This is a genomic window from Rothia mucilaginosa (assembly GCF_049990865.1).
GTDB classification, from domain to species: domain Bacteria; phylum Actinomycetota; class Actinomycetes; order Actinomycetales; family Micrococcaceae; genus Rothia; species Rothia mucilaginosa_I.
Genome location: NZ_CP188231.1, coordinates 1,654,921 through 1,674,179, shown reverse-complemented (window position 1 = coordinate 1,674,179; position 19,259 = coordinate 1,654,921). Strand labels below are relative to the sequence as shown.

Annotated in this window: 13 protein-coding genes and 1 tRNA gene; all 14 read left to right on the top strand. The window is 60.4% G+C overall.

Features of this window, described 5'->3' with window-relative positions:
• Position 1: 1 nt before the first annotated feature.
• The 14 genes from ACP3RB_RS06515 to ACP3RB_RS06450 all read left to right on the top strand — a co-directional run bounded on the left by ACP3RB_RS06515 (position 2) and on the right by ACP3RB_RS06450 (position 19,140).
• Positions 2–790: a succinate dehydrogenase iron-sulfur subunit gene (locus tag ACP3RB_RS06515; protein ID WP_005506828.1), complete on the top strand. Its 789-nt coding sequence runs from the start codon at positions 2–4 to the stop codon at positions 788–790.
• A gap of 243 nt (positions 791–1,033) precedes the next feature.
• The gene (locus tag ACP3RB_RS06510; protein ID WP_060823865.1) at positions 1,034–2,284 is read left to right on the top strand and encodes an amidohydrolase; all 1,251 of its coding nucleotides are present in this window, start codon (positions 1,034–1,036) and stop codon (positions 2,282–2,284) included.
• Positions 2,285–2,532: 248 nt separating this feature from the next.
• Positions 2,533–6,222 carry an ornithinee aminotransferase gene (locus ACP3RB_RS06505; RefSeq protein WP_426698844.1) on the top strand — a complete coding sequence of 1,230 codons (3,690 nt, stop codon included), beginning with the start codon at positions 2,533–2,535 and terminating at the stop codon, positions 6,220–6,222.
• 88 nt (positions 6,223–6,310) lie between these two features.
• Positions 6,311–7,057: a MazG nucleotide pyrophosphohydrolase domain-containing protein gene (locus ACP3RB_RS06500; protein WP_426698843.1), complete on the top strand. Its 747-nt coding sequence runs from the start codon at positions 6,311–6,313 to the stop codon at positions 7,055–7,057.
• A gap of 371 nt (positions 7,058–7,428) precedes the next feature.
• A complete protein-coding gene (eno, locus tag ACP3RB_RS06495; RefSeq protein WP_049341512.1) occupies positions 7,429–8,709 on the top strand; it encodes a phosphopyruvate hydratase in 1,281 nt (426 codons plus the stop codon).
• Positions 8,710–8,966: 257 nt separating this feature from the next.
• Positions 8,967–9,611, top strand: a complete 645-nt coding sequence (locus ACP3RB_RS06490; RefSeq protein WP_426698842.1) for a septum formation initiator family protein — start codon at positions 8,967–8,969, stop codon at positions 9,609–9,611.
• 120 nt (positions 9,612–9,731) lie between these two features.
• The gene (locus ACP3RB_RS06485) at positions 9,732–10,331 is read left to right on the top strand and encodes a DUF501 domain-containing protein (RefSeq protein ID WP_049341514.1); all 600 of its coding nucleotides are present in this window, start codon (positions 9,732–9,734) and stop codon (positions 10,329–10,331) included.
• 152 nt (positions 10,332–10,483) lie between these two features.
• Positions 10,484–11,437, top strand: coding sequence for an exopolyphosphatase (locus tag ACP3RB_RS06480; RefSeq protein WP_308561598.1), 954 nt, complete (start codon positions 10,484–10,486; stop codon positions 11,435–11,437).
• Positions 11,438–11,500: 63 nt separating this feature from the next.
• Positions 11,501–13,141: a S8 family peptidase gene (locus ACP3RB_RS06475; RefSeq protein ID WP_426698841.1), complete on the top strand. Its 1,641-nt coding sequence runs from the start codon at positions 11,501–11,503 to the stop codon at positions 13,139–13,141.
• Positions 13,142–13,579: 438 nt separating this feature from the next.
• Complete coding sequence (locus ACP3RB_RS06470) at positions 13,580–14,965, top strand: NAD(P)/FAD-dependent oxidoreductase (RefSeq protein WP_311648510.1); 1,386 nt, start codon at positions 13,580–13,582, stop codon at positions 14,963–14,965.
• 289 nt (positions 14,966–15,254) lie between these two features.
• Positions 15,255–15,328, top strand: a tRNA-Leu gene (locus ACP3RB_RS06465).
• 310 nt (positions 15,329–15,638) lie between these two features.
• On the top strand, positions 15,639–16,523 hold the full coding sequence (locus tag ACP3RB_RS06460; protein ID WP_426698840.1) for an HAD family hydrolase: 885 nt from the start codon (positions 15,639–15,641) through the stop codon (positions 16,521–16,523).
• Positions 16,524–16,720: 197 nt separating this feature from the next.
• A complete protein-coding gene (locus tag ACP3RB_RS06455) occupies positions 16,721–17,692 on the top strand; it encodes a Bax inhibitor-1/YccA family protein (protein WP_426699570.1) in 972 nt (323 codons plus the stop codon).
• A gap of 170 nt (positions 17,693–17,862) precedes the next feature.
• Positions 17,863–19,140, top strand: a complete 1,278-nt coding sequence (locus tag ACP3RB_RS06450; protein WP_426698839.1) for an AI-2E family transporter — start codon at positions 17,863–17,865, stop codon at positions 19,138–19,140.
• Positions 19,141–19,259 lie beyond the last annotated feature (119 nt).

Below are 19,259 nucleotides of genomic sequence, written 5' to 3'. Positions count from 1 at the left end.
AATGGCTGAAAACGAACTCCCCGAACCGGAATCCGTCAAGCTGTTTGAGGGTATGACCGGCGGCGACTCCGACTCCATCCCCACCTACGATGTGGTCATCAAGATTCGTCGCTACAACCCGGAAGTTTCCTCCGAGGCGTACTGGGATGAATTCCCGCTGACCATGTACCGCACCGACCGCGTGCTGGATGCTCTGCACAAGATCAAGTGGGAAGTGGACGGTTCCGTCTCCTTCCGCCGCTCCTGTGCACACGGCATCTGTGGTTCGGACGCGATGCGCATCAACGGCCGTAACCGCCTGGCTTGCAAGACCCTGCTGAAGGACCTTGACCTGTCCAAGCCGATTACCGTTGAGCCCATCAAGGGTCTGCCCTGCGAAAAGGACCTCATCGTTGACATGGAGCCCTTCTTCCAGGCATACCGCGAAATCATGCCGTTCTTCATCAACGACTCGAACGAGCCTGAGCGTGAGCGCCTGCAGACCATTGAGGACCGTGCACGTTTCGATGACACCACCAAGTGCATCCTCTGTGCAGCGTGTACCTCGTCCTGCCCGGTCTTCTGGACCGATGGTCAGTACTTCGGCCCCTCCGCTATCGTGAACGCACACCGCTTCATTTTCGACTCGCGCGATGATGCAGGCGACCTGCGTCTGGAGATTCTCAACGACAAGGAAGGCGTATGGCGTTGCCGTACCACCTTCAACTGCACCGAGGCTTGCCCCCGTGGCATCCAGATCACCAAGGCTATCGCCGAGGTGAAGCAGGCAATCCTGAGCCGCTCGCTCTAATCGGAGCACGCGGTATCAGCTGATACAGCATTGACGATTCAAGCCGTCACCCACACCGGGTGGCGGCTTGAATCGTTTGACAGAAAAGGGTTGAGGGTTAATGATGGAGCAGCGCATTTTCGGAGGCTTCGGTGCGCACAAAAACTCTTCACAATCTGTCATAAAGTCATAGATATTCTCGAGGGCTGTCAGAAAGGGGGAGTAGGTAGGTAAACCCCGGCGGGCGGCGTTATTCTACTGTGTATGGTTTTCGCTAATTCTCGCTACGATTTGTCCACCCCCGTCTTTGACGACTGGGTGGAGCGCATGATGGGTACCCTCGTGCAGTTCCGCCGCGAAGTGCACGCCAACCCGGAGCTTTCCTTCCGTGAGGTGGCGACCACTGAGCGCCTCATGAATCGACTGCGAGAAGCCGGCATGAACCCCGTCGCCTGCGAAGGTACGGGCTGCTACGTCGATATTGGAAGCGGCCCCTTCGCCGTGGCTCTGCGCGCCGATATTGATGCTCTGCCCATTGTTGAGCAGACCGACCTGCCCTACGCCTCCACCGTGCCCGGCGTGATGCACGCCTGCGGTCACGACATTCACCAGACCGTCATGCTCGGTGTGGCGCTGGCGCTGCACGAGCTGAACGAGAAGACCCCGCTGGGTCGTAGCGTCCGCATTCTCTTCCAGCCCGCTGAGGAGCAGCTGCCCGGCGGTGCAGTGCAGATGATTTCGCAGGGTCTGCTCAAGGACATTCCGCGTGCTTTTGCCCTGCACTGCGACCCGAAGGTGGACCTGGGCCAGATTGGTACCCGCATCGGTGCGATTACTAGCGCATCCGACACCGTGAAGATTCACCTGAGCGGTCACGGCGGTCATACCTCCCGCCCGCACCTGACCGAGGACCTCATCTACGCGATGAGCCAGATTGCTGTGCAGGTTCCCGCCGTGCTGACCCGCCGTACCGACGTGCGTTCGGGCGTGCTGGTCGCCTGGGGTCAGGTCAGCGCCGGCGTTGCGCCCAACGCTATTCCCGCCGAGGGCTACCTGGCGGGCACCATGCGTTGCCTGGACGTTGAGGTATGGCGCCAGGCAGGTAACCTGCTGGACGAAGTGATTGAGCAGGTCGCTGTGCCCTTCGGCGTGAAGGCGCGTGTGGAACACATCCGCGGCGTGCCCCCGGTTGTGAACACCGACCTGGAAACCACCATGCTGGAGAACGCAGCCCGCGCTGAGCTGGGTGAGGACTCCATCGTGCTGGTCGAGCAGTCCATGGGCGGCGAAGACTTCGCGTGGATGCTGCAGGAAGTTCCCGGCTCCATGTTCCGTCTGGGTACTCGCGCCCCGGGTGACCCCACCTACGATCTGCATCAGGGTGATTACGCCCCGAGCGAGCAGGCGATTGGCATTGGTATTCGCGTCATGGCGGCAACCGCCCTGCGCGCTGTCCGTTTTGAGTTGGCGAAGGCCGCGAAGGCGGCGAACCCCATCCGCGATGAGGCACGCTAAAGAGCTTCTCGAAAGCTTATAAGCCAGGCTTGAAAGTACGACTACACAGCCACATCAAGCCTTGAAAACTGTACAAGTTTCACCCCGTTACCTCTCACCGAGTAGCGGGGTGAAACTCTATGCACGCGATAGAATTAAAAGGATTATGAGGACATTTGCGTCACGTTCCGGACCCCGTGTCCACACACCTGCGGGGGATGAAGGAGATGGCGCATCATCACACGGCGCACGCCGGAGGAGGACACCCAATGAGCTTCTTTGGAATCGGCAAGAAGAAGTTGGATGAACAGTCGCGCGAAGAACAGAGCGCCGAAACTGCTAAGGCCCAGAAGGAGCAGGCAGGCGAAGACGCCCCCAAGAGCGCACGACTGAGCGAAAAGATCATGGAACAGCAGCAGTGGGAGGACTCCCTGCGCCGCTTCGTGAAGTCTGAAAGCGCACGCCAGCAGAACAACGACGAAGAGCAGAACGAAGAGCACCGCGCTGTTGAGGACCTTAAGCGTGCCCTCCTGCACGGTGAGGAGAAGGTTGAAGAATCTTCCGATACTGATGAGCTGACTGAGGAACAGATTGAGGAGCAGGAGCGTCGTAGCCTGCTGGCTGCGCTTGGTGCTTTCCCCCAGGAATCTGAGGAGCCTGTTGAGGTTGAGCAGGTAGCTGAGGGTCAGGACATTGAAGAAGATGCCGCCCCGGTTGCTGAGGCGCCCAAGCCCGCTACCCCCGCGTTCCTGCGTGATGACGAAGAGGCTGAAGCTGAGGGTGCATCTGTTGAGCCTGAGGAAGCCCCGGCTGATGTTGAGGAACCGAAGGACGCTGCAGAGGATGCACGTTCCCAGTTTGAGGAGCACCTGCGTGCTCTGCGCGCCCAGAAGTCTGAAGATGAAGCTGGCGAAGAAGCTGAGGCGACTGCACCTGCCGCAGTTGAGGTAGCCGAAGAAAAGTCTGAGAACGCTCATTCTGTATCTGAGGCTGAGGCTGCACCCGCGGATGCCGAGGACTCCCTGACCGTTGAAGACATGAAGGTTGCCCACACCCGCGCCGCTGCCACCGAGGCACAGAACGCCGGTTTGGACGACCTGGCTGCCGTCTACGCGGCACGCCTGGGCATCACCCTTGACAGCGAAGAGGAGACCTTCGGCGAGGTTGCTTCCGGTGAGGCCATCGCTGAAGCTGTAGCTGATGAGGCAGTTGCTGAGGAAGCAGACTCTGCTGAGGCACTTGAGTCTACTGAGGCTACTGAACCTGTCAAGGACGCTGAGGTATCTGAGGCATCGGCACCTGAGGCATCTGCAGGTGTTGCAGAGGCTACTGAAGACGTCGAAACCGAAGAGACTGTTGACCTCACTGCAAGCGCAGAAGAAGCTGTAGAGCCTGCTGCCGCTGTCGAGGAAGAGCCGATTGAGGCTGTCGTTGAGGCGCCCGAACTGCTGGCATCTGAACTTACTGAGGAAGAGAATGCGGTCTCTGACGAGACCGAGCTGCTCTCCGCTGTATCGGTTGAGGAGAAGCACGAGGAGAAGCACGAAGCGTCCGTCTCTGAGCCGCTCGAGGCCGAGGACTTTGACGCTGAAGAAGAGAACACCGCAGAGCTGATTTTCGATGCCTCCGCCGCAAAGGCTGAGGAGAAGACCGAAAAGGGCACCTCTCAGAGCGTGGCTCTGACCGCAGAGGGCATCGACAAGAAGGAAGCAGAGAAGCACGAGGCTGCTGCTTGTGAGCAGTCCGCTGAGGAACCCGCTGCTGAGCTGAAGGAAACTGAGCAGAAGCTCAGCGAAGATGAAGCTGAACTGGTTGCCGAATCCATCATCCTGAGCGAGCCCGTTGAGGGTGCGGCAACCCTGCCTGTTCTCCCCGAGCAGCGCGCTCTCCACGGCCTCGCGGAGCTCATGCGCACCCGCGGTTCGGGCACCATGAGCCTGGAACTGCGCCAGGTCGATGAGGATATGCACTACCGTCTGCTACACCGCGGCCGTGAGGTGGAAACCGGCATTGTCGTGCCCGGTGTTGACTGGTTCGCGCCCGTTGCGGCACTGTACACCGAGGCTCAGCAGGCAGGCGCAACCTGGAACCGTGCGGCTGTCTCTCTGAAGCCGCGTCTGGGCGATGGTCTGGAGGTTCACGCATCCTACCTGGGTGCTGCGGACGGTCAGACTACCGGCGAAAGCTTCCTGCTGGAAGGCTCCGCCGTCGAGGCTAAGCCCGTTGCGACCGCTGAGGCTGCTGAGGCTACCTTGCAGGATGAGACCCAGGAAGCCGCTGTTCAGAGCATTGACTCGGTTGAGGCTGAACGTGAAGCTATTGAGCATGAGCTTGAGGCTGAGCTGGCCAAGAAGCAGGTAGCGAACGAGGCTGAGGCTGCAGCTGAGGCTACTGTTGAAGCCGCTGAAGAGCCTGCAGTTGAGACTGCTGAAGAGGGTACCTCTTCGGGTCTGCTGACCGTTGCAGGTCTTGCCGCTGCCGGTACCGCTGTGGCCGGTTCTGCCGCTTCTGTGCAGGAGAAGGAAGCTGTTGAAGCATCTGACGAGCCTGCCCAGACGGAGTTTGCGCCGGTTGAAGCTGAGTTCGAGCATGACTACGAGAATGACCCTATCTTCGGCGCGGCTACCGTAGAGTCCGAAACTGAGCAGGCTGAAGAGCTCACCGCCGAAGCATCTGAGACTTCTGAGACCTCTGCCCAGGAGTCTGCTGAATCTGGCGAAGATATGGAAGCCGCCCTGGCTGCCATCGTTGCCAACGCTCAGAAGAAGCTGGACGCTGAGGAAGCACCCGCTGAGGACGTTCCGGCTGTCGAGGAACAGAAGGCTACCGCCCCCGTGGTTGCTGAATCCTTCACCCTGGACCGCACCCAGCCCGTCGAAGAAGCTACAGAAGAGCCGGCGGCAGAGCAGGCCGAAGAGCCCGCCCTGCCCGCGTTCCTGGACGACGCTGAACTGCTACCGGAGCACGAGGCCTCCGCCGCATCCGCTGAAGCGCACGCTGAGGAACCTGCCCTCGAAGACGCTGAGCCTGCCGCTGAGAGCGCATCTGTGGCTCCCGGCCTGGCTGGTGCTCTTGCCGCAGCTGCCGCAGTGGGCACCGCTGGTGCCGCCGCGAAGGCTACCGAGGCAAAGGCATCTGAGACGAAGGCTTCTGCGGCGAAGGCTACCGGCGCTCAGGAAGAGCCCGCTGAGAAGGCCGCTGAGCTCAAGACCGTTGAGGTGACCCCCGCAGCCAAGATTGCTGAGGCTCCCGCCGCGGTTGCACCCGCCTCCGAGGCTACCGCTCAGGCTACCCCCGCAGCACCGGCTGCAGAGGCGGCACCCGCTGCGGCTACCACTCCGGTTGCCCTGCCGGAGAGCACCCCGGCAGGTATCTCCTCCAGCATTTCGGCATCCGCGCTGAGTGAGCTCAACCAGCTGCCCACCATCGTGGCTGAGCCGGACACCCCCTCCGCGGCGGTGCAGAGCCCGCTGGTTCCCTCTGAGACTCAGCTGGCATCCGGCAACCTGGTTCTGACCGAGGCTCAGGTTGCTCAGCGCCTGGCACCGGTCGTCGAGCACCTCTTCGGCGAGAACGGCACCGCAAAGGACGCAACCACCGTGCTGATCCGTGTGCGTGCCCTCGGCTCCTACTACGACGCCCTGACCCACGTGCGCCGCAACGGCTTCTGGGAGCAGGTCCGTACCTTCGAGCTGATCCCCGAAACCCTGCTGGACATCCCGGCGCTGAAGACCGACTCGTACAGCGAAGGTGAGGGCTCGCCGCTGGCTATGAGCCTGACCTTCACCCCGGGTGTGCCGGTCCAGGCGGCATTCGATTATGCGAATGAGCAGGCGTTTGTCACCTACCCGCGTCCGCTGGATGCTGAGCGTTACGTTGAGGAGCTACGCATGTTCCCGCGTCTGGGTTCGAAGATCCCGGCTCATATGACGAGCGCGCTTTCGCACTGGAACCTCTAAACCCTTGTAAGGTGCGCCGCGCCGGCTCCCCGTGTGGGGGTCGGCGCGGCGTGCTATGTTTGTCATTTTTTCGATGAGGAAGATTGTTATGACTGATACCCCTAATACTCCTGAGGCTTCTGCGGTGCAGAACATTCAGGACACTGCTGCCCGTGCGGCTGAGGCTTTCGGCACCCTGGTGGAAACCATGGCGCTGTTGCGCGCACCGGGCGGTTGCCCGTGGGATGCTGAGCAGACTCACGCCTCCCTAATCCGCTACCTCGTGGAGGAAGCCTACGAGGTCGTTGAGGCGGTAGAAACCGGTGGCGAGCCGAATATGCCGCTGCTGCGCGAGGAACTGGGCGACGTGCTGCTGCAGGTTGTGTTCCACTCCGATATTGCTGCGGCGAATCCGCAGGGCTTCGACATTGTGCAGGTGGTTGAGGGCCTGGTGCAGAAGCTTCGTTCGCGCCACCCCGACGTGTTCGCTGCTGAGTCTGAGGGTTCTGCGGAGGCGCCCCGCACCGCAGCTGAGCAGCAGACGGCGTGGGATGAGCTGAAGAAGAAGGAGAAGAGCGACCGTGGTGCACTGGACGGTATTCCGCCGCATCTGCCGGCGCTCGCTATGGCTGAGAAGACTGCTGTGAAGGCACGTAAGGCGGGTATTATCCTGCCGCCAGAGCCTACGAGCATGGAGGACGACCTGCGCTATATGCACACTGAGGAGGAGTTCGGTGAGCTACTCTTTGCGTTGGTGAGCCGCGCACAGCGTAACGGCCTGGATGCTGAGCGCGCCCTGCGTTCGTACACTCGACGCTATATTGCTCAGCACACGCATGATGAGCCGAGCTATTAGACACGCTGGTTGAGTTCTTCTGTGAGGCGCTTTGAAACCTAGTCTCTGAGGGAATAAGAGGTTTCAAAGCGCCTTCCGTTTGTTTGGGGTCGTGTTGGATGGCCGTGAGGATGCTCGTGGCGTATACCCCGGCGTTTGGGCTCATGTTGTGCTTTGGGCGGGTACCCACACCCTCACAATGTGGGGGAGTGTGGGTCTTGTTCCGCTTTGTAGCGCGCGACTAAGGGTTATTGAGACCTTCAATAAGGCGATAAAAAAGCGGTGGCAACTAGTGTGTTTGTGTGGGAGTTTTGCTAGAATTTAGGGGACGCGACTTGTCCACTACCGGGTGAGCCGTTCACATCCTTGACATCTCATAAGGAGAACAATTCATGGCTGTTATTACCGCAGTTCACGCACGCCAGATCCTGGATTCCCGTGGCAACCCGACCGTTGAGGTTGAGGTTCTGCTCGAAGACGGTGCTTTCGCACGCGCAGCTGTGCCCTCGGGCGCATCCACCGGTGAGTGGGAAGCTGTTGAGCGTCGCGACGGCGACAAGTCCGTATACCTGGGCAAGGGCGTTCTGGGTGCAGTGAAGTCTGTTATCGAAGAAATCGCTGAAGAGGTCATCGGCATTGAGGCTTCCGACCAGCGCGCTGTTGACGCAGCCATGATTGCTCTGGATGCAACCAACAACAAGGGCAAGCTGGGTGCAAACGCAATCCTGGGTGTCTCCCTGGCTGTTGCTAAGGCTGCTGCTGAGTCCGCTGACCTGCCCCTGTACAAGTACCTCGGCGGCCCGAACGCTCACGTTCTGCCCGTCCCCATGATGAACATCCTCAACGGCGGTTCTCACGCAGACTCCAACGTTGACATTCAGGAGTTCATGATTGCTCCCATCGGCTTCGACAACTACTCTGACGCTCTGCGCGCAGGTGTTGAGGTTTACCACTCCCTGAAGTCCGTGCTGCACGACCGCGGCCTGGCAACCGGCCTGGGCGACGAGGGTGGCTTCGCACCCAACCTGGAGTCCAACGCAGCTGCACTGGACCTGATCGTTGAGGCAATCGAGAAGGCTGGCTACAAGCCGGGCGAGCAGGTTGCACTGGCACTGGACGTTGCATCCTCCGAGTTCTACAACGACGGCGCATACGAGTTCGAGGGCCAGAAGAAGTCCGCAGCTGAGATGAGCGCATACTACGCTGACCTCGTTGCAAAGTACCCCCTGGTTTCCATCGAGGATCCGCTGGACGAGAACGACTGGGAGGGCTACAAGACCCTGACTGAGCAGATCGGTGACAAGGTCCAGATCGTTGGCGACGACCTGTTCGTGACCAACCCCGAGCGCCTGGCTCGCGGTATCGAAGAGGGCGCAGCTAACGCTCTGCTCGTGAAGGTGAACCAGATCGGTTCGCTGACCGAGACCCTCGACGCAATGGAGCTGGCACAGCGCCACGAGTACCGTTGCATGGTTTCTCACCGTTCCGGTGAGACCGAGGACGTCACCATCGCTGACCTGGCTGTTGCAACCAACGCTGGCCAGATTAAGACCGGTGCTCCCGCACGTTCCGAGCGCGTTGCTAAGTACAACCAGCTGCTGCGCATTGAGGAAGAGCTGGGCGATGCAGCTGTTTACGCTGGCAAGTCCGCATTCCCCCGCTTCAAGGCATAAGTTACTGAAGCATCCGACCGCGTAAGCGGTTAGACGTCAAGGAGGCGGTGCTACCCCGTAGGGGAGTGGCACCGCCTCCTGCTCTGTGTTGAGGCTAGTCACGGTGTTGAGGCTAGTTGCGGCGGCAGCGCACGAGGTGGTGGAGTCCATACGATGCCGCATGTAGCGGCCACAACATAGCGCCGGATAACCCCAACAAACCCGGTAGAATATGAAGGAAGCGCTTAGTGGTACAGAATGGAACGAGGGATAGAGCAATGAGCCAGCGAGCAAACCAGCAGACCCGGTCGCACTCTAAGAGTTCCACCGAATCCGCTCAGGGCACTGCCTCTTCCAATGTGCCGCGTGGCGCCGTGAAGGAAGCTCGCACCTCCCTGTTGAAGAAGGCAAGCGCTCTTTTCTTTGGCGTGGGTTTGAGCGAGCGTCACCCTGAGCGTGAACGTCAGGCGCAGGCTCGCCGTGAGGAGCGTGCCCGCCGCCGCGCCGCAGCCCAGCAGGGCCGTGAAGAGGGCGGATACGACGCCCCCGTGGCGGCTCATATGTTCTCCGGCCGTAGCTTCCTAACCGCTGTTGTGGTGGGCGTGATTGCGCTCGGTACCGCATACCCGGTGGTCACCTACTTTGAGCAGGACCGGGAAATCAAGCGAATCAACACGCACATTTCCCAGCTGCAGCAGGAGAACGCCCAGCTGAAGGCGGAGCAGACCTGGTGGAACGACGACAACTACGTTCGCCAGCAAGCACGTAGCCGCCTCTACTATGTGAACCCCGGCGACACCCCCTACGTGGTCACCGGTATTACCGAGGACTCCACGAAGGCTGACGGTACTTCTGCGAATGCGAAGAACGCCCCCGAGGATGCCTGGACCACGAAAATCTGGGATTCTCTCGAAAAGAACTAGCCCCAGCCACCGGCAGGAACCCTGCCCTGGCAAGTACCCGGCAAGTACCCGGCAAGTACCCGGCAAGCACCCGGCATAAGCGGACGAGGCGACCACCCCTCGCTCCAGAAACTTAGGATTATGAGCACCGAAAACACCATTGAAGAGCTGAAGGCACGCACCCCCGGCGGCTTCGGCGTAACTGTTGAAACCCTGACCCCCACCGAGCAGGACATCCGTGTTCTCTCGGCGCAGCTGGGCCGTAAGGTCCGCGACGTGATTGAGATTCCGGCACGCTGCGTGTGCGGTAACCCGCTCGTGGCTGCTACCGCGCCGCGCCTGAGCAACGGCACCCCCTTCCCGACCGTGTTCTACCTGGCGCATCCGGTGATTACCGCTGCGGCTTCCCGTCTGGAGGCGGGCGGCCTGATGTACGAGATGACCGACTCGCTCGCTGAGGACGCCGACCTGGCGGCACAGTACGCTGCCGCACACGAGAACTACCTGGCTGAGCGTGAGCGCATCCGCCTGATCAGCGGCACCGAAGAGGTCCCGGAGATTGACGGCATCTCTGCCGGCGGTATGCCGACCCGCGTGAAGTGCCTGCACGCCGTTATCGGCCACACCCTGTCGGTGGGTCGCGGCGTGAACCCGATGGGTGACCGCGGCCTGGACGCTATCGCCGAGTGGTGGACCCCCGAGGTCTGCTCCTGCGACCCCGCGTGGCGTGAAGAAGCCTAAATATTGATTCTGGTGCGCCCGCATCGTCGTAAGGGACGGTGCGGGCGCATAATAGATAGAAGAAAGAGCGCCGAAAAGCGAAAAGTTTTCGCATGCGGCGCTCGCTGTGCCTTTGGCACTGATTGGTATTGAAGACCTGAAAGGAACCCACCGTGCGCGTTGGTGCGATTGACTGCGGTACGAACTCTATTCGCCTGCTGATTGCTGATTCCACTACTGAGGTGGTGGACGGGGTTGAGAAGACCGTTCTGAAGGACGTTGTGCGTGAGATGCGCATTGTGCGTCTGGGTCAGGGCGTGGACGCGACCGGTTGGCTGGCGCAGGAGGCGCTGGACCGTACTTTCGCTGCGGCGCGTGAGTACGCGCAGTTGCTGAAGGAGCACGGCGCTGATTCGGTGCGTTTCGTGGCGACCAGTGCGACTCGCGATGCGGGTAACCGCCAGGTGTTCGTGGACGGTATCCGCGAGATTCTGGGTATTGAGCCCGAGGTCATTAGCGGTGATGAGGAAGCTGCACTGTCCTTCGCCGGTGCGGTGCGCGCTGTCGGTTACGGCGATGGCGACACCCTGGTGTTCGACCTGGGTGGCGGTTCGACTGAGTTCGTGCTCGGTGACGAGTCGGGTGTGAAGGCTTCCCGTAGCGTCAATATTGGTTGTGTGCGCTTGACTGAGCGTCACATGCTCAGCGCCCCGGCGACCGAGTCGCAGATTGCTCGCGTTGAGGCCGATACTGACGAGGCTCTCGAGGTGGCGCGTAAGACGGTGCCCCTGCAGGATGCGCGCCGCGTGGTTGCTGTGGCTGGTACCGCGACCACTGTGGCTGCCGCTGCGCTGGGTCTGGACCGCTACGATTCTGAGGCTATTAACGCTCAGAGCTTCTCGGTGGAGACCGTTCAGAAGACCGCCCGCTGGTTGGCTTCGCTGAACCGCACCGAGCGTGAGGAGCTCGGTTACATGCATCCCGGCCGGGTGGATGTGATTGGTGCCGGCGCGACGATTTACGCCCGCATCCTGACCCGTCTGAATGAGATGACTGATGGTGCCGTGGATTCGGTGACCGTCAGCGAGCACGACATTCTGGACGGTATCGCTCTGTCCCAGCTGTAGGCTTGAGCGCTCGCGCCGTGAACCAATGGTGGTTCACGGCGCGGCTCAGCTTGAGGAGTTGTAATGTTCCATTCTGAGCGTCGGCGAGGTATGCCCCTGACCGGCTGGTCTTTTGCGCCGTCTTTCGCCTGTGAGTCTCGTGTATGTGGTGTGCGCGCCTCGGCTGGTTCTGGCCGAGGCGCTACTCGTCGCATCCGTAAGGGTGCAGCTTTGGGCGCCAGTGCCGCGTTGACTCTTCTGCCGTTGTGGACCCCGCTGGCGCCTGCCGCCTGGGCGACGGACCCGACCCCTTCTGCTTCTGCGTCGCCGAGCCCTAAGAGGGAGGTGACGGCGACTCCTTCTCCGTCGGGTACTGCGGTGCCGAAGACTTCTGCGACTCCGAGTCAGGGCGCGTCAACCACGAATGGCGATGATGTTCGTCAGCGCGAGTATTGGCTGAAGGAGTACGGTATTACGTCCCTGTGGTCGCAGGCTACGGGTAAGGGCGTGACGGTTGCTGTGATTGATACGGGCGTGGACGGCACCCACCCGGATCTTGAGGGTAATGTTCTGCGCGGTTATGACGCCTCGGGCGTGGGTAGCGAGGACGGCTGGAAGGGCCTGGGCGCTGAGCCGATGCACGGCACGGAGGTCGCTTCTCTGATTGCCGGTCACGGCCACGATACGCAGGGCTATTCTGCGATTGCGGGTCAGCCGGGTAAGCCGACCGGTGTGATTGGTGTGGCTCCCGAGGCGAAGATTCTGCCGATTTCGCTGAATATGGGTACGACCGGCGGTAAGAGCATTGATGAGCAGATCCCTGCGGCGGTGCGTTATGCGGTCGACCACGGGGCTCAGATTATTAACATGTCGATTGGCTCGAATAAGACGAGCTGGCCGCAGAGCTGGGATGAGGCGTTTGCCTACGCTGAGCAGAAGGGCGTGCTGATTGTTGCGGCTGCGGGTAACCGCGGTAGCGGCTTGACGCAGGTTGGTGCTCCGGCGACGATTCCTGGCGTGTTGACGGTTGGTGGTATTGACCGGAATAAGCAGGTTTCTGAGGGGTCGTCTACTCAGGGTATTTCGATTGCTGTGGTTGCTCCGAGCACGGATATGATTGCGGCAGCTCCCGGTAACGGGTACATGCTGTGGTCGGGTTCTTCGGCTGCTGCTCCGTTGGTGACGGGTGTTGCGGCGTTGTTGAAGCAGAGGTATCCGAAGGAGTCGGCGGCTCAGTTGGCTCAGCGTTTGATTGCTTCGGCTGATGATGCTGGCGCGACGGGCCGTGATCCTTTGTACGGTTACGGTATTTTCAATCCGCAGGATGCGATGGCTTTGGCGTCGCCTGCGGTGACGGCTAATCCATTGGGTTCGATTTCTGAGTGGATTGCGGTGCACCGTAAGCAGCAGGTGAGTGAGCCGACTCCGAGTGATGCTGCGCCGGTTCATGAGGAGGGTGAGAGCATCGTGAAGGCGTCTGCGCCGGATGCGCGTCGTCCTCCGGAGGACCGTGGCTGGTTGCCGCCGGCGATTTTGGCGGCGCTGACGTTGTGGCTGACGATTATTACGGCGGGTTCGGTGCATCGTTTGCACAGGTTGCATGTGAGTGCGGGTGAGGCTGCGCGGATGGCTCGTGCGGCGGCGCATCACCCGGGTTCTCCTCGGGGTTCTCAGCGGGGTGCTCGCCGGGGTTCTCAGCGGGGCGCTCGCCGGACCTCTCGTTAACGCTGTTTGATGACGTTTTTCTGTTCGCCCGGGGCTGACTTTTGAGTTAGTCCCGGGCTTTGTTATGCGGGGGCTGGCCTTCAATGGGAGAACGCTCCAATAAACGAAAATATCGAACATACCGCGCAAAAAACGGAAAGAGTGATTTAGACCGTAACCCGCATCACGAGATGAACCCCGTTCATATCTTCAAAACTTTTAACTTAGGGTCAGCTCAAAGGGGTCATAAGTGCGAAATCACCTAAACAAAGGCGTAAAATAAAAGACAACAGGTATGTGATAGACAGGCTCGTGCTGCTAGCCACTTCGCGTTGCGCAAGGACTTCCAGAGCGAGCCGCTTTGTTCGTCAGGGGAGCTTTCGGAACGAGCCGAAAGTTGCACATATCAACCTACCGGAGCTACCGAACCTCGGTACCTAAAGACTAGGAAGTAACAAAATGGCATTCACTAAGGTGGCACAGGACCGTCCTCGCGTCCTGATCGTCGGTGGCGGCTACGTCGGCTTCACCGTTGCTAAGAAGATTCAGAAGGCTATCAAGGAGACCGGTGGCGTCGTCACCATCGTTGAGCCGAACCCCTACATGACTTACCAGCCCTTCCTCCCCGAGGTTGCAGCAGGTTCCATGGAAGGCCGTAACGCAACCGTGCCGCTGCGCCAGCACCTGCGCGACACCGAGCTGATCCCCGGCCGCGTTGTCTCCATCGACCACGCAAACCGCACCGCTGTTGTTGAGCCCACCGACAACGGTGAGCCCTTCGAGCTGAAGTACGACGAGATCGTTCTCGGTGCAGGCGCTGTGACCCGCGCATTCCCGATTCCGGGTCTGGCAGAGGTTGCTATCGGTCTGAAGACCATTGAAGAGGCAGTCTCCGTTCGTAACTGGGTTCTGGACCGCATCGAGGTTGCATCCTTGCTGTCCGACGCTGAAGCACGTCGTCGTGCCCTGACCTTCGTCGTCGTTGGTGGTGGCTTCGCTGGCGTTGAGACTATCTCCGAGCTCGAGGACATGGCACGCGTTGCTGTGGAGCGCAACGAGCGTCTCTCCGTTTCTGACCTGCACTTCGTCATGGTTGAGGCTGCACCGCGCATCATGCCCGAGGTTCCCGCAGACCGTGCAGAGAAGGTTGTTGCAGAGCTGCGTGCACGTGGCATCGAGATCCTGCTGAACACCTCCCTCTCCGACGCAACCGACGGCAACCTGCAGCTGATCAACATGGCTGACAAGTCCCCCGCAGGCGAGATCAAGACCGACACCCTGATCTGGACCGCAGGTGTGGCAGCATCCCCGATGCTGAAGAACACCGACTTCCCGATCGACGAGCGTGGCCGCGTTCGCGTGGGTGCAGACCTGCGCGTCACCGGCGACGACGGTGTGGTCGAGGGTGCTTGGGCTGCTGGCGACAACGCAGCTGTTCCGGACCTTTCCGGTGGTGGCGTGGGCGGCTTCTGCGTTCCCAACGCTCAGCACGCTTCCCGCCAGGCTGTTGTTCTGGCTAAGAACCTGCTGGCTGCTCGCCGCGGCGAGCCCCTGACCGACTACTACCACGAGACCATCGGTGTTGTGGCAGGTCTGGGCCTGTGGAAGGGTGTTGCAAACTTCAAGGGCAAGACCATTGGCGGCCCGCTGGCATGGATCATGCACCGCGGCTACCACGGCTCTGCAATCCCCACCACCGAGCGTACCGTTCGCGTTATGACCACCTGGGCACTGAACCAGATCTTCGGTCGCGACACCTCCTCGATTCGCCACCAGCGCTCCCCGCGCCTGGCATTCCAGGAAGCAACCGGTACTGCACCGGCACGCCAGAAGGCAAAGCTCTAAAATAGCCTGACTTAGGGGTATGCCCCTGAGATAGCGCACTTGAGATAAAGCAATGGGCGGTGTGGAAGACCTTAGTCTTCTGCACCGCCTATTTTGCGTCTGGGTGTTTGTGCCTGGGTTTTTTGCGTCTGGGTGCTTGCGAGCCGTCTAGCTTAGCCACCCACCGGTGCTTTTGCATGGTGCTTGCTGCGGCGGTGGCGCCGGGAACTGTTTGAAATGTGTTTCTGCTTAGATTCGAGTGCGTTTTCGTGGAATAATAAATATTTGTGTCCCGGGCTGTTCGGGATACGCCCTCATAGTCCAATTGGCAGAGACAGAGGACTTAAAATCCTTGTGTTCTGGGTTCGAGTCCCAGTGGGGGCACTGCATCGACACGCGTAGATGCGCGGTATAGATAGGCGGCGGCTCTTCCCGTGGGGGAGGAGCCGCCGCTTGCGTGTCTGAAGGTTTACCTGTCTGGGGTTTTGTGGGGGTTAAAAGGCGATGCCCCCGACCAGTTCGGTTGCCATGAGGATGCCCATCTGCTCGAAGGAGGCGATGGCACCCGTGGCGCTCCACGCTCAAAAACGCCCGTATACCGTCTTGCTGAGCTTAAAAACGTGAGACCCTATAGAGAGACACAGCCGCAGACGCACCCCGCCTGAATGGGGTAGCAGAGTCAGAAAGGCGCAGCATGCAGACTAAACCCTCCATCATTGCCGTCGATATGGACGGCACCTTCCTCACCGACTCCAAAACTTTCGACACCGAACGTTTCTCGCGCATCCTATCCCGCCTGCAGGCGCAGGGAATTCACTTTGTTGTGGCGAGCGGAAACACCTTCGCCAAGCTGCAGGACTATATGCGCGGCTTTGAGGGGCGAGGTCTTACCTATATTGCTGAAAACGGTGCATACCTTGCTGATGAGAGCGGTCAGCTTGCCGTGCATCCTTTTGAAGAAGAGGACGTGCCGCGCATTATTGAAGTAGTCCAGGGGCTGGACCAGATCGGCCTGCTGGTCTGCACCACCGAAGGTATCTACCTGCCCAAGGACCGTTGCGACCAGATTGTGCACATGATTCGCGGCTATTTTGAAGACACCGGTCAGGAGCTTCCCGAAACCCTCACCCTGGAGGATTTCGCGGCGTTCTTCTTCCCCGGCTCGGTCATGGTTGACTCTATTGGGGATTTTAAGGGTGCACCCATTAAGTTCCCCCTGCTGACTCCGCCTAAGCAGACGCAGCAGCTGAGCGTCTACCTGCGTGAGGCTCTTCCGCAGACCGTCACCCCGATGGTGAGCGGCTTCGGTGCCATTGACCTGGTGCGTACCGGCGTCAACAAGGCGACCGGTCTGAAAGACCTATGCGAGCGTCTGGACGCTGATCCGGCGGGTATCCTTGCCTTCGGTGACGGTGAGAACGACATGGAGATGCTCCGCTACGCGGGCTGGGGTGTTGCCATGTCTAACGCCCCGGAGGTTGTGCGAAATGCTGCTGACGAGGTAATTGGCTCGAACGAGGAGCAGGCAGTACTGGAGTATCTGGAGCAACTCCTGGATCGTTTGGAAGCTTCGCACTAGAGGCTTCACAAAGAGGCGCGCAGAAGCGTTTGCGTGCGTGGCGGTGCGGGCCTGGGTGAACCTCAGGTAAACACCGCCCTGAAATATTCTGGCAAGGTTGCTCGAAGCGCTTGCTGGTAACGAACAGCGCCCGTGGGCGCAGAATCTATCTGATAGAATTAACAGAATTAGTTTTGTACCCGTTTAAGGAGAGCATGATGGCGGGAAACCCGCTTCTGAATTCAATGGCGAAGAACGTCACGCAGGGTGACTCTCGTTTCGGTCGCTTTGGCGCGCAGCCTCAGCAGGCCAACCAGCAGGCGCAGTACGGCCAGCAGCAGACCTACGGTCAGTACGGTCAGCAATCGTACGGCCAGTACGGTCAGCAGCAGTATGACCAGCAGGGCTACGGTCAGAACACCTACGGCCAGCCCCAGTACGGTCAGCAGGCACAGTACGGCCAGCCATACGGTGAGGCTGACTACGGCGTAGCAGCCCCCACCTACTCGGAGCCCATCCCCGCCGGTGGGCGTCTGACCATGAACGATGTCATGGTTAAGACCGGCATCAACCTGGGCCTGGTCGCTGTCGGTGCCGCTGTTGCATGGTACATGCCGGTGCTGCTGTTCCTGGGCATGGTGGGCGGTCTGGTCCTGGGTCTGGTGAACTCCTTCAAGAAGAAGGTTTCCCCGGTCCTGGTCATGACCTACGCGCTCATGGAAGGTATGCTGCTCGGTGGCCTGTCCGCTGTTGTGGACATGCGCTACCCCGGCGTGGCAATTCAGGCTGTTCTGGCAACCCTCGCGGTTGCAGGTACTACCCTGGCTCTGTTCGCGAACGGTAAGCTGCGTGCAACCCCCAAGCTCAACAAGATTTTCATGATCGGCGCTATTGGTTACCTGGCGTACGGTCTCATCTCGATCCTGGGTGCGGGTATCTTCGGTTCCTCGCTGAACAGCTTCTCTATCGGTGGTATCCCGCTGGGTCTGGTTGTTGGCCTGTTCGCTGTTGCGCTGGCAACCTACTCGCTGCTGCTGGACTTCACCACCACCTCCGAGGCTGTGGAGGCTGGCCTGCCCGAGCGTGAGTCCTGGCGCCTTGCATTCGGCCTGACCGCTTCTCTGGTCTGGCTGTACGTTGAGATCCTGCGTGTTCTCATGTACCTGGCAAGCATCTTTAGCAACGACTAAAGCTCATGATGAGGCGGCGGTACCGTGATGGTGCCGCCGCCTTTGCCGCTTTACTGCCCTGGTGTATCGAGGCGCAGGGGAGGAGCATAACACCATCACCATGTACCGCCTCCGCTGGGGTAGCCGAGCTGCCCCGCGCGGGGCAACACCGATAACGATTTGGAGACACCGTGAAAATTACACCTGTTGCAGAAGAACATGTAGCCGAGGAGGAGCGCGGCTACCGGGTGCCTTTTGCTATGGAAGTTGCCGGTGCTTGGGCGTGGCGCATCATTATGATTGCCGGTGCCGGTTGGATCCTTTGGAAGGGTCTGGGGCACGTCTCCCTGCTGGTTATTTCTCTTCTGGTGGCTTTGCTGCTGGCGGCTCTGTTGAGCCCCGCCGTGATGCTTCTGCGTAAGAAGGGCGTTCGTGCCGGTGGGGCGGCGGCTATTGCCGAAATCGGTATGATTCTGGTGCTCGCCGGTATTATTTCGTTGACCGGTCAGCAGATTGTGCGTGGTTTTGTGTCCATGGCGGATAAGGCGATGCAGGGCTACCAGCAGCTGATTGGTTGGCTGAAGGACCTCGGCTACGAGTTCGGTGCCGACCAGCTGAACCAGCTGCTGGATCAGATGGAGAGTGCTGCAACCAATAACCCCAGCTCCGTGTTGCACGGTGTGTCTCAGGTGGGTTCTACTGCGGCTGAGGTTGCGACCGGTACCCTGCTGACCCTGTTTACCCTGGTCTTCTTCCTGATGGAGGGCGAGCGTATCTGGCTGTTCGTCACCCGCCTCTTCCCGAAGGATGCGCGTGCCGCCGTCAACGGTGCGGGTCGTGCGGGCTGGAAGTCCCTGGGCGCGTACGTGCGCGTTCAGATTCTGGTGGCGGCTATTGACGCTGTCGGTATCGGTGTTGGTGCCGCAATCCTGGGTGTGCCCCTGGCGATTCCGCTGGGCGTGCTGGTGTTCCTGGGTTCCTTTATCCCGGTGATTGGTGCGCTGTTCTCCGGTGCCGTGGCGGTGCTTCTGGCACTCGTGGCCCTGGGGCCGGTGCAGGCGCTGATTATGCTGGGCATCGTGCTACTGGTGCAGCAGGTGGAGTCGCATATTCTGCAGCCGCTCATCATGGGTAAGGCTGTATCACTGCACCCGCTGGCCGTGATTTTCTCGGTGGCCGGCGGCTCCATGATTTTCGGTGCCGTGGGCGCGCTGTTCGCGGTGCCGACGCTGGCCGTGGTGAACTCGGTGGTGCGCTACCTGGCGGATCGCGGTTGGGAACACGATCCCGGCTTGCGCGATGAGGAGTTCCTCTTCCCGCACGAGGTGGCTCGCCGCGAGCAGGCTGAGGAGAAGGCCCTGGAACGGCAGGAGAGCGTCAAGAAGCTGGCCTCCCGAGTGCCGCGCCATCAGAAGGCTGAGGAGCCTGAGAATCGGGATCCCGAGGTTTCGGACTCCTCCAAAGACTAGGGGCCCGCATCGAGCGGGAGGTTTTGGCGTAGGGCACCCCGCCATCCTCGATAACGCACCGCTAACTCGTCCCGGCGATACCGCCGGCCGCGATGCCGTCTACGGCGGTGTCTCGCTAG

What these genes read in the sequence shown, in the direction of transcription:
- ACP3RB_RS06475 (WP_426698841.1), top strand. Translation starts at nt 11,501, where the DNA reads ATGTTCCATTCTGAGCGTCGGCGAGGTATGCCCCTGACCGGCTGGTCT.
- eno (WP_049341512.1), top strand. Translation starts at nt 7,429, where the DNA reads ATGGCTGTTATTACCGCAGTTCACGCACGCCAGATCCTGGATTCCCGT.
- ACP3RB_RS06455 (WP_426699570.1), top strand. Translation starts at nt 16,721, where the DNA reads ATGGCGGGAAACCCGCTTCTGAATTCAATGGCGAAGAACGTCACGCAG.
- ACP3RB_RS06510 (WP_060823865.1), top strand. Translation starts at nt 1,034, where the DNA reads ATGGTTTTCGCTAATTCTCGCTACGATTTGTCCACCCCCGTCTTTGAC.
- ACP3RB_RS06505 (WP_426698844.1), top strand. Translation starts at nt 2,533, where the DNA reads ATGAGCTTCTTTGGAATCGGCAAGAAGAAGTTGGATGAACAGTCGCGC.
- ACP3RB_RS06470 (WP_311648510.1), top strand. Translation starts at nt 13,580, where the DNA reads ATGGCATTCACTAAGGTGGCACAGGACCGTCCTCGCGTCCTGATCGTC.
- ACP3RB_RS06500 (WP_426698843.1), top strand. Translation starts at nt 6,311, where the DNA reads ATGACTGATACCCCTAATACTCCTGAGGCTTCTGCGGTGCAGAACATT.
- ACP3RB_RS06490 (WP_426698842.1), top strand. Translation starts at nt 8,967, where the DNA reads ATGAGCCAGCGAGCAAACCAGCAGACCCGGTCGCACTCTAAGAGTTCC.
- ACP3RB_RS06460 (WP_426698840.1), top strand. Translation starts at nt 15,639, where the DNA reads ATGCAGACTAAACCCTCCATCATTGCCGTCGATATGGACGGCACCTTC.
- ACP3RB_RS06485 (WP_049341514.1), top strand. Translation starts at nt 9,732, where the DNA reads ATGAGCACCGAAAACACCATTGAAGAGCTGAAGGCACGCACCCCCGGC.
- ACP3RB_RS06515 (WP_005506828.1), top strand. Translation starts at nt 2, where the DNA reads ATGGCTGAAAACGAACTCCCCGAACCGGAATCCGTCAAGCTGTTTGAG.